The following is an 18,159-nucleotide window of genomic DNA, read 5'->3' on the forward strand; positions in this document are numbered from 1 at the left end:
ATGAGAACATCACATTTAACAAAGTATTTAATTATCGCCAGTATGCCAGTACTATTGGTATCCTGTTTTTCCGCAAAGGATTATGTACAATCAGACCAGGCTATTATTGAGGAAGCCGCGTTTAGAACAGATCAAATTGCTCAGGATAGTGTAAGCATAGCGGAGGTATCTTGGAGAGATCTCTTTACAGATCCTATACTTACACAGTATATAGAGCAGGGACTGCACAATAATATGGACATCCGGGTAGCCTTGCAGCAAATTGTTGCTGCAGAGGCAATCCTAAAGCAAGGGAAAGCGGGCTATTTGCCAACATTTTCCGCCAATGCAGGGTATATTCATCAGGAATTGTCAAAAAACAGTCCTATGGGAGCCCTTGTAGGTAGTTCACAAGATCAGTACGAACTTACAGGAAGCTTGGCATGGGAGGCAGATATTTGGGGCAAGATCCGAAGTAATAAGAGAGCTTCTGAAGCTTCTTACCTACAGACGGTAGCCGCTCATCAGGCTGTAAAGTCCCGACTTATAGCGAACATTGCATCCGTATATTATCAATTGCTTACCGTAGACGAGCAGATGACCCTTACAAAGCAAACCATAGCTACTCGTAAAAACAGCTTGGAAACTACTAAAGCATTGATGGAATCGGGACAGGTTTCCCAAGTGGGGGTGAAACAGACAGAGGCACAGCTTCATACCGCTAAAGCGATATTGGTCGACCTTAAAAATCAGGCATACTTATTAGAAAACACGCTATCCGTGCTACTAGGGGAAACGCCTAAAGCCAAGGAAAGGACTGTGTTGGCAGATCAGGAGATTTCTACAGCATTGGTTATTGGGGTACCTGCGCAGTTATTGAGCAACCGTCCGGATGTTATGGTGGCCGAATTGGAATTGCGAAAGGCCTTTGAGCTTAGCAATGTGGCAAGGAGTAATTTCTATCCATCCCTAACCCTTTCGGCTACAGGAGGATTTCAGAGCCTGAATTTTGACCAACTGTTCAGTGCTAATTCCCTTTTTGCCAATTTGGTAGGGGGGCTTGCGCAGCCTATTTTAAATGGAAGAAAAATCCGCACCCAATATGAAGTGTCTAAGGCACAGCAGGAAATGGCTAGTTTAAATTTTAAACAGGCCGTACTTACTGCTAGCAAAGAAGTTTCCGATGCCATGTTTTCCTATAATTTGGCAACGGAGAAAATCGCCATAAAAGAAAAAGAATATGAAGCCTATGCCATGGCTGCGGAGTATTCACAAGAATTATTGAACAATGGATTGGCTAATTATCTAGAGGTGCTAAGAGCCCAGGAAAACACCTTGAATTCCAGCTTAGATCTGGCAAATACACGAAATGGACAGTTGCAATCTGTGGTAGATTTATATAAGGCCTTGGGCGGCGGTTGGAATTAAGTTTTAGGGTACTTAGTACTTCAAAAAACGGTGTTGTGCTGATGGGATAAATAGATTAGGATGTAATGGCCAAAAGTACCTTTTGGCCATTCAAAAACAGATAATGGAAACAAATCTATAAAAAAAATGTAATAAGCGGTGATTTTTACCATTAATTTTAAATTTAGACCCAGATGTTCACCTAATTTATAAAGAAGGGTTATTTTTGCGAAAACCGTAAAGAGGGACCTATGCACTTAACCATCGAGAATATTTTATTAGTTGGATCATTACTCCTATTAATCAGTATTGTGGTGGGAAAGACCTCCTACAAATTTGGGGTTCCTACCTTATTACTGTTTTTGGGGGTTGGAATGCTGGCGGGTGCAGACGGACTTGTAGATATACACTTCGACGATCCTAAGATCGCGCAATTTATAGGGATTGTATCCTTAAATTTTATACTGTTTTCCGGAGGGTTAGATACCAACTGGGGCGAAGTGCGGCCCATCCTTAGGGAAGGGGTGGTGCTATCTACGGTAGGGGTGTTGCTAACGGCAGTCTCTATAGGGACCTTTGTCTATTATATTACGGATTTTACTATTTATGAAAGCATGTTGTTGGGCTCCATTGTATCCTCAACGGATGCAGCAGCGGTTTTCTCTATTTTAAGATCTAAAAATCTCGCCCTTAAAAAGAATCTAAGGCCTACCTTGGAATTGGAAAGTGGAAGTAACGATCCCATGGCCTATGTGCTTACCATTTCGTTCTTAACTTTGGTGGTGTACCAAGACCAAAGTATTTGGTCCGTTGTACCCAAGTTTTTACAGCAGATGGTAGTCGGTGCTATTGCCGGATTTGCCTTTGGAAAAATCAGTAAATATGTTATCAATAAAATAAAGTTGGATTTTCAAGGGCTTTACCCCGTTTTGGTTATCGCCCTGATGTTCATCACCTTTTCCGCCACCGATTTTGTAGGCGGAAACGGTTTCTTAGCCATTTATATCTGTGCGGTGTACCTTGGTAATCAAGATCTTATACACAAGCGCTCTATACTAAAAATGTTTGATGGTTTGGCTTGGTTGATGCAGATTGTACTCTTCCTAACCCTGGGTCTTTTGGTGTATCCTTCCCATATTATTCCGGTAATGGGGATAGGTTTGCTTATCTCACTCTTTTTAATCCTTGTTGCCAGGCCCGTTAGTGTAATGCTAAGCCTTATGTTCTTTAAAATGAAATTTAGGAGACGGGTTTATATCTCTTGGGTTGGTCTACGGGGTGCGGTGCCTATCGTATTTGCCACCTACCCGTTGCTTGCGGGGATAGATAAGGCCGATATGATTTTTAATATCGTATTCTTTATCTCCGTTACCTCCGTACTTATCCAAGGGACCACGCTGTCTGTGGTGGCAAAATGGTTACGAGTTGCCCTACCTGCACAGGAGAAAAGAATGACCGCTACCGATATGTTGTTGATGGATAATCCAAAAACCTTGCTAAAGGAAATCCCTGTTGGGACCGACTGTTATGCGGCGAATAAGCAAATTGTAGAGTTGGGCTTTCCAAAGCACGCTATCATTGCCATGATTAAAAGAGACGGCGAGTTTATTACTCCTAATGGATCTACTATAATTGAAGATAAGGATACCTTATTTGTGCTAGCAGATAAGGAGGAAATTATAGACGAAGTGAATAGGGTGCTGAGAAAATAAATAAGAAAGCCCATGTTAATAATAACTAACATGGGCTTTCTTGTATGTTATACTTCCTTTGTTTTACTCACTAAGTGATATTTGAACCTACTAACATTTAGCTTTTCGTTTCGTTCAGGAAGACTTTCAGTTAATATCAGTAGTTACCTTCCCATACCACTTGGGATTGTCCGTACAATTCAGGCGGGCTTGCCCGTACTGTATAGGCGGGCTTTCACAGAGGTTATGGACTAAGGTTTGGCAATGAGGATATAATATTCCCAAGGGGCCAGATCCAGGTTGGCAGTACCTTCAAACTCTAGGTCTGATGAATATAGATAATCCTGATACTTTTCGCTTAAGGGTAGGCTAAACTTTATGGCAGTATCACTGAAGTTGCCAATAAAGATAACTTTGTCTTCCTTGTTTTCCCTGCTGAACGCTAAAATAGAGGCATCCTCGGAGGTGTTTATACGCTGATAAGTACTTAGTTCTTCACTGCTATTTAAGGCTCCGTTGTTGTTTTTTAGAGCACCTAAACGCACCAATAAATCAAAATAGGCACCTTTTGTTTTGGGGATGGAATCTTTCTCGAAAAACTTGAGTTGATGATTCATATCGTATTCCTGTCCAGAGTAAATTAAGGGCATGCCAGGCATAAGATAGGTGAGGGCCGTAAAGATTTCTTTGCTGTCGGGCATTCTCTCCTCCAAAGTACCACTCCAAGAATTCTCATCGTGATTGGTAATGAAATTCATATTGATTCCACCATCTTTTAGCGTGGCACTGGTTTTAACCATGTATTCATCAAAATCGGAAACATTTTTTGTGCCCTTCGCAATCTCATTAAATATATGGTGTACTTCCCATCCATACTGCATATCAAATCCATTTTGCAATAATTCTGGTTGCTCAGCTTCCGCTAGCATAAAAAGAGGTTTTATTTTTTCCATTTTGGCTATGGCCTCCTTAAAAAATGCAGGAGGTACCTGATGGGCTACATCCATACGAAATCCATCAATATTGGCCTCTTCTACCCAGAACTTCATATCGTTAATCATTTCCTTACGCATCTCCATATTGTCGTAATTTAAATCTGCCACATCGGTCCAGCCCCAAGACTCTCCCGTATCGGGATTGAGAGGGTCTATAATTTCCCCTTGGTCGTTTTTAGTATAGTATTCTGGATGCGCTGTTATCCAAGGGTGGTCCCAGCCTGTATGGTTGGGCACCCAATCTACAATAACCAAAATCCCGTTTTTGTGAGCAGTATCTACCAACTCCTTAAAATCTTCTAGCGTCCCAAATTCTGGATTTACGGCCTTATAATCCGAAACCGAATAATAGCTTCCCAAATACTTTTTACGTTCTTCCTCATCTTCTATATCGCTGGTAAACGTATCCCCAGTGGCTTTTCTTTTAACTTCAGAAATGGGGTTTATGGGCATTACCCACAATACTTTTACGCCTAGTTCTTTAAGTACAGGAAGGTCTTTGGTAAAAGCTTGAAAAGTTCCTTCAGGGGAATATTGCCTGATGTTGGCTTCATATATAACGGCCGTTTCTTTAGCTTCTGTAATAGAAATGGGAGACGTGTCTTTTAAGACCGTTGCTGGTTGGGGTTTTTCCTTACAAGAAAATAATATCGCAATAAGGAAGAAAATGGCAAATGGGTTTTTCATTATATTCAATTTAAGTTTACTTTAATTTAGTGGTTAATAGGGTAGCTCCCCTAGAGGAAAGATCTATGTTGTCTTTCCAGACATGGGTCGTATTGGTTAACACATTTCTCAAGGTTTTTCCTTGAAGTCCAAGTTCCGCGTAAGGAGTGAGATCCAAGGTGTAAGGATCCTTGTTTTTGTTGATTATGAGGGTCACAATTTCGTTCTCATACATTCGGGAAAGTAAATAAACCCCATTAGTTGGTGCAAAATGAATGGTTTTTCCTTTGTGGATCGCTTCGCTCTCTTTTCTATAATTCAATAGACTTTTTAGAAAAGACTGCATGTTTTTTTGATCCGTGCTTAGATTTTCACCTGTAAATGCATTTACGGCGTCTCCTTCCCATCCGCCAGGAAAATCGGTCCTAATTAAACCGTGATCTCCAGGTTTTTTGGAGTTTTGCATCAATATTTCTGTTCCGTAGTACAGCTGGGGAATTCGAGGCAATACCAAAAGATAGCTAAGGGCCATTTGGGTATCCACTAGGTTTTCGTTCAACTGCGTATATACACGGTCCATATCATGATTGTCCAAAAAGGCCACAATATCTTGGGGAGAAGGGTATGCAAAATCATTGGCGAGTCCTTCATACATTTTAATTAGGCCAGAATTCCAATTCTCTTCTTCTTTAATACCTTCAATAATTAAATTTTGCATAGCAAAATCCATCGTAGACCTTAAATTGGAATTATAGCCGTCCTTATTCTGGTTGCCCTGTTGCCAGTAGGCAATTAGAAGAGGGTTGTTGCTCCACTCTTCCCCAACAATACTAAATTGGGGATATTCTGTCATAATTTCACCTGCCCATTTAGCCATAAACTCTTTGTCTGGGTAGGGGTAGGTGTCTTGCCTAATTCCCCCGAGTCCCAAAGTCTCTATCCACCAAATACTATTTTGAATAAGATACTTGGCCATAAAGGGGTTACGCTGATTTAAATCGGGCATAGTATCCACAAACCATCCATGAGTCATGGCCTTCTTGTCCTGTTCCGAAGCATAGGGATCCTGATTAGTAGTTCTCCTATGGTTAGAATGGGGAATGATTTCCTGGTTTTCAAACTCTCCTTGATAATTAACCCAATCATCAAAGGGAAGGTCTTTCATCCACCAATGCTCCAATCCGCAATGGTTGGCCACTTGGTCCATTATTATTTTAATACTCTTTTCCTTGGCCTTGTTTACCAGTTCCTTATAATCTTCCAAGCTTCCAAAGCGGGGATCTACGCCATAAAAATCGGTGATGGCATAGCCGTGATAGGATTGTTCCTCCATATCATTGGTTAATAAGGGAGAGGGCCAAATTGCGGTGAAACCCATCTTTTCAATATAGTCCAAGTGATTTGTAATTCCCTTAATATCGCCTCCATGGCGGGCATAATCCTCATTTCTATCTACCGTTTGCTCTCTTAGAAAGGGGAGTCGGTCGTTTTTAGGGTCAGCATTGGCAAACCTATCGGGAGTAATCAGATAAATAGCGTCCGAACTATTAAATCCAACAAATTCTTCACTAGATCCATTCCGCCCTTTTAGTTCATAGGTATGCGTTTTTATTAGGCCGTTCTGGAAGGTAAAGTTGATAGTGAACTTTGTGGGCTTTAAATCCTGGGAAAACTCCAAATCTAAAAATAAATAATTGGGACTTTTGCCCTCAGTTATTTTTTTTATGGAAATTCCGTCTTCGTTAATCTCTGGAATACTTTTAGCAATATCCGGATCCTTTACCAACAATTGCAATTCCCTGTTTTTAAAACCAATCCACCAATGGGGAGGCTCTACCCGTTCAACACCAATCCCTTCGGTAATGTGGGGATCCATTGACTTCCCCTTGCCTTCCGTGGAGCAAGCGGAAGTGATCCACAGTATCGCAAAGCAGAAAGCGAAATGTTTATATCTCATTTAAGCTTACTTTATAGGGTAACACTGTTATTTTTTGAAATAGCTACCGATTTACCGTTCACGGATAGCTGTAATTCCTCTCCTTGTACCAAGGTAAACTTGGTTTCATTCTTGGAAACGGTGACTTTAATGGTACGGTTTCTAAAAATAACCTTAAAGGAGTACGATTCCCATTGACTTGGAATTTTGGGTTGAAACGTTAAAGTATCTTCTACTACTCGCATTCCCCCAAATCCCTCAACAATACTCATCCAAGTACCTGCCATTGAGGTAATGTGTAGGCCTTCTTCCACCTCTTTATTGTAATCGTCCAGATCTAATCTGGATGTCCTTAAATAAAAGTCATAGGCCTGATCCATACGGTCCAATTTAGCAGCAAGGATGCTATGTACACACGGAGATAGCGAACTTTCGTGCACCGTAAAAGGCTCATAAAAATTGAAGTGACGTTCTATTTCTTCCGTCGTAAACTTATTTTCAAACAGATAAAAACCTTGTAAGGTGTCTGCTTGCTTAATATAGGGCGACCTTAAAATTCGGTCCCAAGACCAATGCTGATTTATTGGAAGCTGTGATTTGTCTAGACTTTCTACCGTTTCAAGCTCTTTGTCTAAAAAGCCATCTTGCTGTAAAAACACCTGATGTTCCTCGGAATAAGGAAAAAAAATATTATCGGCCACCGACTTCCACATATCAGTTTCCGCTGAGGTAAGCGCTACTTTAGATACAACCCTATGGTAATCTGCCTCATAGTCCTTTTTTACCGTTGCCAAGGTCTCTAGGGCGTATCGCAAGCACCATTGTGCAATATAGTTGGTGTACCAATTGTTATTGATGTTGTTTTCGTACTCGTTGGGTCCCGTTACGCCTAGTATTACATATTTATTCCTATAAGTAGAGAAGGTTGCCCTTTGTTGCCAAAAGCGCGCAATGGCAATCAGAACTTCCAAACCTTTTTCAGGGATATAAGAATAGTCACCCGTATAGCGATAGTAGTTATACATTGCGAAGGCAATGGCACCGTTTCTATGGATTTCCTCAAAAGTAATTTCCCATTCATTATGGCACTCCTCCCCATTCATGGTAACCATGGGATATAATGCAGCCCCATTGGTAAAGCCCAACTTTTCAGCATTCTCTATAGCTTTTTCTAAATGGTTATATCGGTATTCCAAAAGGTTTCTCCCTACTTGCTGCTCCTTGGTAGCCATGTAGAATGGAAGACAATAGGCCTCCGTGTCCCAATAGGTACTACCTCCATATTTCTCACCAGTAAAGCCTTTGGGGCCAATATTTAATCTGGCATCTGTACCTAAATAGGTTTGGTTTAGTTGAAAGATATTGAACCTAATGCCCTGTTGTGCCTTAATATCACCTGTAATGGTGATGTCTGCGGTTTCCCAGATTTTGTCCCAAGCAATTCTCTGAGTCTCCAAAAGATTGGAAAACCCCAAATTTATAGCTTTCTTAAGGGCCTTTTTTGCTGCTGGGATCAAATTCTCCTTGTTGTGATACCTATCCGTAGTGTAGCCTCCGTACTTATGGATGCTAAATATCTGATGCTGTTCTATTTCTGCGCTGTAATGAAAAGTTAGCTGTTTATCTAACTTTTCTACGGTGGGACTGAGATCTACTTGCAAGCCATTGATAAAACACTGCGACTGCATAAAGGTGCAGGTGTGGAAATTTGTTTTTAGGGTATGTGCCTCAATAAAGGCCATGGAATCTTCTTGGGAGACTTGCGTAATTTCCCAAAACTTATCGTCCCAGTTGCTATCTGCATTGGTAATGCCCGCATCTAAATAGGGACTATAGGTAATCTTAGCGTCTCCAGATAATGGGGTAATATTAAAAGAGATGGCTCCAACCTCGTCTAAGCTTAGGCTTAAAAAACGTTTGGTCTCTACCTTAATACTGGTGTCATTCTTTAAGGTTGCTGTAAAACTTCTGGACAACCAGCCTTCCTTCATATTTAGCTCACGCCTAAATTGTGATACGGATTTGCAGCTGAATAGGTCCAATTCCTCCCCATTTATTTTAATGTTGATTCCAATCCAATTAGGAGCGTTCAATACCTTGGCAAAATACTCAGGATACCCGTTTTTCCACCAGCCAACCCTTGTTTTATCTGGATAGTAGACGCCAGCTATATAACTCCCTTGAAAGGTGGGACCAGAATAATGCTCTTCAAAATTTGCCCTTTGTCCCATGGCGCCATTGCCCAGACTAAATAAACTTTCCGAAGATTTAACCATTTCCGGATTAAACCCTTCCTCAATAATGGACCACTCATTAGGTACTATATAATCTTGATTCATTGCAGTGTTTTTAATAAAAATAAGATTGTGTTCTTAAATTGTTTGATGCTTTAAGTCACCCTGTTTATAAAATCGGTAAAAGGTGGGTTTCGCAAAAAGCATTCCCTTGTTTTTGGTAATTGTGCTACGGGTGTGGATTCTCATCTCCAAACCATTCCCATTGCCCAACGTTTTTAATTTTCCTCTATTTGATAAGAGATGGCGTGTTTATCGGTAATCAACAAATTGAATAAACCAGCCAAAAGCAGGCTTAGGCCAGCTATCACCATGGCATTGATGGTTTCTTCCCCCAGCAGCTTCGATATAATATTAATTCCTCCCAATGCCGCAATAATCTGTGGCAATACAATAAACATATTAAAGATACCCATAAAGACGCCCATTCTCTTAGGGTCTACAGAGCTTGATAACATGGCGTAGGGCATAGATAAAATACTTCCCCAGGCAATCCCTATAAGGATAAAACAGAGGGCAAGGTACTCCGGAGAGGGAATAAAGTACATTAATATAAACCCGATTCCTCCTAAAAAGAGGGAGAACATATGCACCCATTTTCGATTTACATTTCTCTTGGAAGTATAAAAGACCAAGGCCAATGCAAATACCATGGAAGATAGTCCGTAAACGCCCATATAGGCACCTACTAAGTTAGACGATTTTTGGAAAGCCGTGTTTTCTTCATTAAATGCCTCTACTTGTAGGGGATCGTTCATATTAAAATGGGCCTCTATGGGTGCCGGATCGTTAAAAACATGTTCGGTAAGGGCCGGATTGGCCATACTCCACATAGTAAAAAAGGCAAACCAGCTAAAAAACTGGATAACCCCCAATTTCTTCATGGTAGAAGGCATGTTCCCTATATTGTTTACCATATCTGAAACAAACCTATTTTTCTTGGCCTTCTCCTTTTCAAAGGCCTCCATATCTTCTGGAGGGTACTCTGTAGTGGTGAAAACAGTGTAAAGAATACTCGCTAAGAAAACGAAAGCACCTATGGCAAATGCTATTTTTACAGACATGGGGACCACTCCAGAGGGGGCAGAATCACTTACGCCTAGTTTGGAAATCATCCAGGGTAGGTTACTAGCCACCCAAGTACCAATCCCAATAATCAGGGTCTGAACCACAAAACCATAGGACCGTTGTGAGTCCGGGAGCTTGTCGGCCACCAGAGCTCTAAAGGGTTCCATGGAAATATTGATGGAGGCATCTAATATCCATAAAAATCCGGCTGCAATCCACAAAGTAGGGGAGTAGGGTACAAAAAATAGGGCTACGGAACTTAAGACAGCCCCTATTAAAAAGTAAGGCCTTCTTCGTCCCCAGCGATTACTCCATGTTTTGTCACTGAGATAGCCAATAATAGGCTGTACAATTAAACCTGTAAGAGGAGCTGCAATCCATATTAAAGGGATGGTTTCCTTTTCTGCCCCCAAGGTTTGAAATATCCTTGACATAAAGCCACCTTGAAGAGCAAATCCAAATTGAATTCCGAGAAATCCAAAACTCATGTTCCAGATTTGCCAGAAACCTAGTTTCTGTTTTTCCATAATTTTATTGTATAAAATATTGCGTCCCTACCCTGTAAAATGGAAGGGGAAATGGTGCGAAGTGAAAAGAATACTAGGTGCTTAACTTTAAGTTTAGCGTGGTAAATATATAAAAATTAATTAATGATCGGTATACCTGTTGTTTTTTGGGATGATTTTCTAACAATTAAATCCGTTGAAATTACCTTTCGTTCATACCCTTTGTTCTTATCCTGCTGTTGAATACGATCTAATAATAACTCGGCAGCTTGTTCTCCAATGGTTTTCCCGTGTTGCTTAATGGTAGACATTTCCGGTGTGGAAAATAGGGATATCAATCCGTCCGTAAATCCAACTACCGCTAGTTCATCGGGGATGTAGATTCCTTTTTCCTTGGCAATTTTAATGGCGATCGCTGCATATATTTCATTTACCCCTAAGATGCCGTCAATCCTTACCTCCTTATTGTCCATGAATTGGGCTATCTGTTGGCTAAGGTCTAACTTATCATCCACCTTTAGTATAAGTCGATTGTCTATGGGAATTTTATTTTCCTCCAAGGCTTTGATATAGCCTTTGGTTCTCAATGCCCCTACATTAATATAATCTGGGGTAGATATAATTGCGATGTTCTTACAGCCCATTTCCATCAGGTGTTTGGTAGCTTTATAGCCGCCCCCAAAGTCGTCCACTACTACTTTGTCCGAAGGCACTTCGTCCGCCACCCTATCAAACAGCACCAAGGGAATATTATAGGATTGTAATTCTTTTAAATGGTCAAAATTCCCTCGCTCTAAAGTTTCCTTGGCAATGGAGACTAAAAGACCATCTACGCTACCATTGGCTAGCATTTGTACGTTTAGCTTCTCCTTTTCATAGGATTCATTAGATAGGCAAATCATTACATTGTAATCCCTATCATTGGCAATTTTCTCTATTCCACTTATAACCATAGAAAAAAAGTGGTGTACAATTTCTGGGATAACCACCCCGATAACCATCGTTTTATTGTTGCGCAGCTTCTGACCAAGCATATTGGGTCGGTAGTTGTGCAGGGCTGCAAATGCCTGTACTTTTCTCCTTGTCTCCTCACTGATCTCAGGATTGTCCTTCAATGCTCTGGATACGGTAGAGGGGGATACGTCTAATTCTTTTGCTATATCTTTTATGGTGATTTTAGGCCTCATTTTTTATAGGTAATACTTTATTTAATATGGTTAATAACAATGCCCCCACTATAGGCCAAAGCTATTGGCATTGCAAAGTAGGGGGATTTTTCTTTTTATTATTATCGATATGACAGAATAAAATCCCTAAAATACAAAAGTTGTCAACATGCAACGCGTTGCGTGAATGCTGCACCTTGTTAATTTAAAGTTAAGGGCATATTTTCACCATGCGAAAAAGTAGAAGTGTATTAGGTATTAACCAATTATTAACTCAATCTAACTGTATGAATAAGCTAAAAAGCATCTTTATAGGTGTGTTTCTCTTTTTTCCTTTGCTCTTTTTTGGCCAGGAAATGGTGAAAGGGAAAATAACGGATAAAACATCCAATATTCCCTTAATGGGAGTCAATGTTTTGGTAAAAGGTACCACACAGGGTACTATTTCCGATTTTGATGGAAATTTTGAAATTGCCAATATCAATATGGGCGATATCTTGGTATTTACATCCCTTGGGTATCACGATAAAGAGGTAGCCGTAACCTCCACTACCTTAAATGTGGAAATGACCGAATCCGTGGAAGCACTGGACGAAGTAGTCCTTATTGGTTATGGTACCGCTAAAAAATCTGATTTAACCGGAGCGGTAGATGTTTTGTCCTCCAAAGATTTTAATGAAGGGGCAGTGGTGTCTGCTGATCAGTTGCTTACCGGTAAAATGGCTGGAGTACGAATCACTACAAACGGCGGACAGCCAGATTCGGCTCCTAATATTAGGATAAGAGGTGGGTCGTCACTATCGGCGAACAACAACCCTCTTATTGTAATAGACGGTATCCCAATAGATAACACCAATCCGGCAGGAGTAGGAAACCCACTATCGCTTATCAATCCTAATGATATTGAAAGCTTTAGTGTGTTGAAAGACGCATCGGCCACGGCAATCTACGGATCTAGGGCTTCCAATGGAGTAATTATCATCGCCACCAAAAAGGGAACTTCTGGAGAGGCCAGATTTAACTTCTCATCCGATGTTTCTGTAAGCAAGGTAAATAGAAGGGTAAATGTGATGGATAGTGATAGTTATGTGCGATTCATCAAGGAATATCACCCATCTTTTACCAATTTGTTGGGAGTGAAGGACCCTAACAGCTCCTTAAGCGATGATCCCTTAACAGAAGAGATAGAAGGAAGAATCATTTACGATACAGATTGGCAAGATCAGATTTATAGAACTGCCATCTCTTCCAATAATAACTTTAGTGCCAGAGCAAATTTAGGGGGTAAGGTACCATTCAGAGGTTCCATTGGCTATACCAATACGGCCGGAGTGGTAAAAACGAATGATTATGAGCGAGTAAGCTTATCCGTTAAATTAACACCCACTTTCTTTGACGATCATTTAAAAGTAGATGTAAATGCAAAGGGACTTTTCTCAGACAAAAATGCCATTGATGAGGGGGGCGCTCTTGGAGGAGCCGTAAATATGGATCCTACAAAACCTGCATTCGATCTTAATCCCGATAACCGTTTTGGAGGTTATTACCAAAATACGGTGGTAGACGGAAATAGATTGATATTAGACGGACAATATAACCCCTTGGCCTTGTTAAAACAGCGACAAAGACCAGAGCAGGTAGCAAGATTCCTCGGGAATGTGGAACTCGATTATAAATTGCATTCGCTACCAGAATTGAGGGCAGTCCTTAATCTAGGTGTGGAAGGATCCAAGGCTAAGATAGAGGAAACGTTTTCCGATAATTCATTGGCTACTTACCGATTTGATAATGCCAATACGGATATTAACACCAATTATCTGTTTAACCCTGGGGTTAACTACCGGGAAAATCAAGATATGACCAACACCACCTTGGATGCCTATTTGGTCTATGCCAAGGAATTAGATGGTTTCCTAAGAAGAGTGGAAGTACAGGGTGGCTATTCTTATCAAAATTTCAAAAATGACGGGAACAAGGAAATTTACCGCTACAATAATGAAACGGGAATTAGGGAGGTACAGGAGAATCTGGAAAACCCTAATAACAGATATTATAATGTGCTAAACCTGCAGTCGTACTTTGGAAGGGCCAATATAGATGTCTTGGATCAGGTACTGCTAACCCTCTCCTTTAGGGCAGACGGATCTTCCTTATTTACCAAGGAAAATAGATGGGGCTACTTCCCTGCCGCCGCAGTGGCTTGGAAATTAGGAAATATGGATTTTGCTGAGAATTCCAATGTCATTAACGACCTAAAGCTAAGGCTAGGGGCCGGGAAAACCGGACAGCAAGATATTACCGGGGCCGTAGGATACTATCCATCCTCTCCACTTTTTGTAGTGGGTAGCAGTACCAGTCAATATTTGTCTGGCGTATCCTTATATTCTGCTAGGGCATTTAACCCAGATCTTACTTGGGAAAAAACGACTACCTATAATATTGGGCTGGATTTCGATTTCTTCAACAACAATATTTTATCAGGTGCTGTAGATTTTTATAAAAAAGAAACCAAAGACCTATTAGCTAGGACGTCGGTTCCTCCAGGACAGGCCTTGACCGATGCATTTGTTCAAAATGTGGGAGAAACAGAAAGTAAAGGTTTTGAAGTTAACCTAAACTTAAAACCAATACACACCCAAGATTTTAGGTTCGAGATTAATTCTAACGTGGGGTATAATAGGTCTGAGGTTACCAGTCTTAAGGACGTTTCTAGAATTACTGCAGATGAGTCTGGCTTACCTACAGGGACTGGAGTTAGAATTGGATACCATACTGTAGGTTTCCAGCCCTACTCCGCATGGGTGTTTAAGCAGATCTATGATGTAGATGGCAATCCCATATCCAATGCGTTTTTAGATTTAAATGGAGATAATGTATTAGATAATGATGATAGGTATTACCAACCCTTAAGGCCTAATTGGACCTATGGTTTTGGAATAAACCTAAATTATAAGCATTGGGACCTAAGCTCAAGTTTTAGGGGGCAAATAGGAGGCAAGGTATATAATGCCAAGAGGCTAACTACCGGTTGGATAGACAATGCCATTCCTAATAATAGCAATAGCCTAAGCAATGTGTTGGATTTTTACAGAGGTGATGCCAATACCGCTATGGTAAACGTACAGGGGAACATTCCCTTTTCGGATTACTTTTTAGAGGATGCTTCATTCTTAAGAAGTGAGAATATTGTTTTGGGGTATCGTATTCCAAATTTCTTGGAGAATGCTTCATTAAGAATCTATGGAGCTGCCAATAACCTATTTGTGATAAGTGATTATAGTGGACAAGATCCGGAGAATTTCAACGCAATCGATACAAATTTCTATCCAAGGCCAAGAGTATTTAGTCTAGGATTAAATTTAGATTTTTAGGAAGAGGGGAATCACCTTGGAAAGTTTAAAATCCCATGGGATTGGATGGCACAAGGTGGAATGGAAATTTGCTCCCAAGAGAATTTGGGGTGACGTTAGAAAAACATATAAAATAAAACAAATGAAAAGAATAATAACCGCATTTTTAGGAATGGCCCTCTTTATAAATATGGGCTGTACAAAAGATTTGGATACCGACCCTTTGGTGGAACTCACCTTGGCTGAACTTTTAAGAAAAGACCCCAATGCGGTAGAGGGGATCGTATCCAGATTATACGGCTCCTTTGCGCTGTCCGGGCCAGATGGGCCAGGTAGCTCCGATATTAGTGATGATGCTGGGGAATCGCCCTTTTTACGTGGAATTGTAAACTTGCAGGATTTCACTGCCGATGCCATGAAAAATAGATGGGGAGATGATGGGTTAGATCAATTGACGACTACCTCTAACTGGGATGAGAATAATAAATTCTTTAGGTACCTGTACAATAGAATATATTATACCATTCCCCAGTGTAACAACCTACTTTCCGTGCTCAATAATGTGGATACGGAAAATAAGGAAGCCGTAATTTCGGAAGTACGATTTATTAGAGCATTGGCATATTATTATCTCATAGATACCTTTGGAAAAGGGGTTTTGGCAACCGAAGAAAACTTTGGTACCTCGGCACCCCTTCCCGAAGCCACTAGGGAAGAGCTGTTTAATTACGTGGAATCCGAATTATTGGAGATTGTGGAGACCTTGCCAGAGAACAATGATTATGGTAGAGCCAACAAAGCAGTAGGTCAAATGCTATTGGCCAAGCTGTATATCAATGCTGAAGTATATGTGGGTACTCCTAAATATGCCGCGTCTATGGAAGCCATTTCCAAAGTAATCGATAATGGTAACTACCGTCTGGCAGATAGTTTTGTCAGTGTTTTTTCTGGGGATAATAATACCTCGCCAGAGATTATTTTTCCTTTGATTGCAGATGCTTTAAATAGTCAGAGTTACGGAAACACTACGTATATCGTAAATGGTGGCAGTAGTTCCGAAACCATGACCTTGGCAGACTATGGGTTAACAGAAGGCTGGGGAGGCCACAGGGCAACCAAGGCCTGGTATGGTTTGTTTGGGGATCTGGACACTGCTACTGACGATAGAGCTAAACTCTTTTTTACAGAGGGGCATTCTTACGAAATGACCGATTACAAAACTTGGACGGATGGTTATCCCTCAATCAAGTTTAGAAATACCAATGCGGTGTCGCCTGTTATGGCACCCACTCCTTTTTCGGGTACGGATTTCCCCCTATTTAGATTGGCGGATGCCTATTTAATGTACGCAGAGTGTGCCCTTAGGACGGGAACTAATTTGGAGAAGGCACTGAATTACGTGAATTTGGTGAGGGACCGTTCTAATGCGGACCCAATAAGCCAGGGCGAATTATCATTAGATTACGTTCTGGACGAAAGAGCCAGGGAGTTAAACTTGGAAGGTCATAGGAGATCGGATTTAATTCGTTTTGGGAAATTTACAGGCGGTACTTATTTATGGCCGTGGAAAGGTGGTGTCGCAGGCGGAACAGCCATTCCAGACACCTATAAATTGTTCCCAATTCCCTTACAGGCCTTGGAAGCCAACCCAAATTTAAAGCAAAATAACGGATACTAAACAAAAACCATAAGCATGAAAAACATAAGAATTATAGGACTATTTATCTTGATCGCACTAGGCATGGTGTCTTGTGAGAAAGATGATAATTTATTTATTAGCTCGCCGGAACCGTCGGAAGAGGTGATGTTTACCAATACTTTTTTAAACGAGTATGTATTAACCTCTGAAACCAAAAAGAATATTGCGGAGCGTTTTGTTTGGAATGCTCCTAATTTTGGAGTGGCTACTCCCAATAGCTTCGAGCTTCATGGGGCAGCTACCGAAGATTTCGCAGAATTTACCCTTTTAGGTTCAACGGCAGAGAACAACTACGGCGTTACCGTAGAGCAAATGCTGGCCTTGGCAGCTCTTGCCGGATTGGATAATGATCCAGATACCGCCGATATGCCAAACTCCGGGAGTCTTTATTTTAGGGTCAGGGCATTTATTGGAGATGGGGGAGAAAACGCACCAGAAAGTATCTCTACCGTAACCGCTCTAAATGTGGTGCTTCCAGAAGCCAAGGGAGAAGGTAGTGGTATTGAAGTTTCTACCTGGGGTGTTGTGGGTGGTGCAACCCCAAATGGATGGGATGGGCCAGATATTCCCTTTTATACAACCGATAATCCAGATGTAATTGTAGCCTATGCAAACTTGGTGGATGGCGAAATTAAATTTAGGCAAAACAACGCATGGGGTGGCGATTTTGGAGACGCAAACAACGATGGAATTTTAGATCAGGACCCGGATAACAATATTGCGGTTACCGAAGGAACCTATAGGATCACCATAGATTGGAGCGATAATTCCTATACCATTGAAACTTTCTATTGGGGACTGGTAGGATCCGCTACGCCAAACGGATGGGACGGACCGGATACCAAATTGGTTTATGATTATAATACCGACACCTTTAAAACGGTAGTACAATTGAAAGATGGAGAAGTAAAAGTTAGAATGAATGATACCTGGGGTGGCGATTATGGGGATGCAAATGGAGACGGAGTATTGGATCAGGATGCCGATAACAATATTGCTGTAACCGCTGGCTACTACTTGGTAACCGTTAATTTTAATACCTTGGAGTATTCCATTACTGAAACTAAAATATGGGGGCTGGTAGGTTCTGCAACTCCAAATGGATGGGATGGGCCGGATAGTAAGTTTACGCCAGATTTTGCCAATCCTGGTGTGTGGACTATCGATATTACCCTAGGGGATGGAGAAATAAAAATTCGCCCTAACGATACTTGGGGAGAAGATTATGGAGACGCCAATTTAGACGGGGTTTTGGATAGGGATTCCGATAATAATATTGCAGTCACTGCAGGAACGTATAGGATTACCCTCGATTTCTCAGATGAGAGTTCCCCCACCTATACCATTGAATAACCAATTACTTATAAAGGGCTGTAGATTTTCTACGGCCCTTTTTTAATAC

General features: G+C 41.0%; 10 protein-coding genes. 5 read left to right on the forward strand and 5 right to left on the reverse strand.

Annotated elements, in window-relative coordinates:
• Both F1E73_RS03775 and F1E73_RS03780 read left to right on the forward strand, forming a co-directional pair.
• Positions 1-1,407, forward strand: a complete 1,407-nt coding sequence (locus F1E73_RS03775; protein WP_150451129.1) for an efflux transporter outer membrane subunit — start codon at positions 1-3, stop codon at positions 1,405-1,407.
• Positions 1,408-1,637: 230 nt separating this feature from the next.
• Positions 1,638-3,098 (forward strand): potassium/proton antiporter, encoded by a 1,461-nt coding sequence (locus tag F1E73_RS03780; protein ID WP_150451130.1) that lies wholly within the window; start codon positions 1,638-1,640, stop codon positions 3,096-3,098.
• Positions 3,099-3,328: 230 nt separating this feature from the next.
• On the opposite strand, the gene F1E73_RS03785 is transcribed toward F1E73_RS03780, so the two are convergent.
• The 5 genes from F1E73_RS03785 to F1E73_RS03805 all read right to left on the reverse strand — a co-directional run bounded on the left by F1E73_RS03785 (position 3,329) and on the right by F1E73_RS03805 (position 11,729).
• Positions 3,329-4,759 (reverse strand): alpha-amylase family glycosyl hydrolase, encoded by a 1,431-nt coding sequence (locus tag F1E73_RS03785; RefSeq protein WP_086476929.1) that lies wholly within the window; start codon positions 4,757-4,759, stop codon positions 3,329-3,331.
• A 16-nt stretch (positions 4,760-4,775) separates the two neighbouring features.
• Complete coding sequence (locus F1E73_RS03790) at positions 4,776-6,695, reverse strand: glycoside hydrolase family 13 protein (protein ID WP_191088979.1); 1,920 nt, start codon at positions 6,693-6,695, stop codon at positions 4,776-4,778.
• A gap of 11 nt (positions 6,696-6,706) precedes the next feature.
• Positions 6,707-9,013, reverse strand: coding sequence for a glycoside hydrolase family 65 protein (locus F1E73_RS03795; RefSeq protein WP_150451131.1), 2,307 nt, complete (start codon positions 9,011-9,013; stop codon positions 6,707-6,709).
• Between the two features lie 173 nt (positions 9,014-9,186).
• Positions 9,187-10,563, reverse strand: coding sequence for an MFS transporter (locus F1E73_RS03800; protein WP_086476926.1), 1,377 nt, complete (start codon positions 10,561-10,563; stop codon positions 9,187-9,189).
• Positions 10,564-10,679: 116 nt separating this feature from the next.
• A complete protein-coding gene (locus F1E73_RS03805; protein ID WP_086476925.1) occupies positions 10,680-11,729 on the reverse strand; it encodes a LacI family DNA-binding transcriptional regulator in 1,050 nt (349 codons plus the stop codon).
• Between the two features lie 266 nt (positions 11,730-11,995).
• On the opposite strand from F1E73_RS03805, the gene F1E73_RS03810 reads away from it, so the two are divergent.
• The 3 genes from F1E73_RS03810 to F1E73_RS03820 all read left to right on the forward strand — a co-directional run bounded on the left by F1E73_RS03810 (position 11,996) and on the right by F1E73_RS03820 (position 18,110).
• Complete coding sequence (locus F1E73_RS03810; RefSeq protein WP_086476924.1) at positions 11,996-15,079, forward strand: SusC/RagA family TonB-linked outer membrane protein; 3,084 nt, start codon at positions 11,996-11,998, stop codon at positions 15,077-15,079.
• A gap of 121 nt (positions 15,080-15,200) precedes the next feature.
• Positions 15,201-16,736, forward strand: a complete 1,536-nt coding sequence (locus tag F1E73_RS03815; protein WP_086476972.1) for a RagB/SusD family nutrient uptake outer membrane protein — start codon at positions 15,201-15,203, stop codon at positions 16,734-16,736.
• A 15-nt stretch (positions 16,737-16,751) separates the two neighbouring features.
• Complete coding sequence (locus F1E73_RS03820; RefSeq protein ID WP_150451132.1) at positions 16,752-18,110, forward strand: SusF/SusE family outer membrane protein; 1,359 nt, start codon at positions 16,752-16,754, stop codon at positions 18,108-18,110.
• Positions 18,111-18,159: the final 49 nt, after the last annotated feature.

The sequence above is a fragment of the Arenibacter lacus genome, from assembly GCF_008711145.1.
In the GTDB taxonomy this organism is placed as follows: Bacteria; Bacteroidota; Bacteroidia; order Flavobacteriales; family Flavobacteriaceae; genus Arenibacter; species Arenibacter amylolyticus.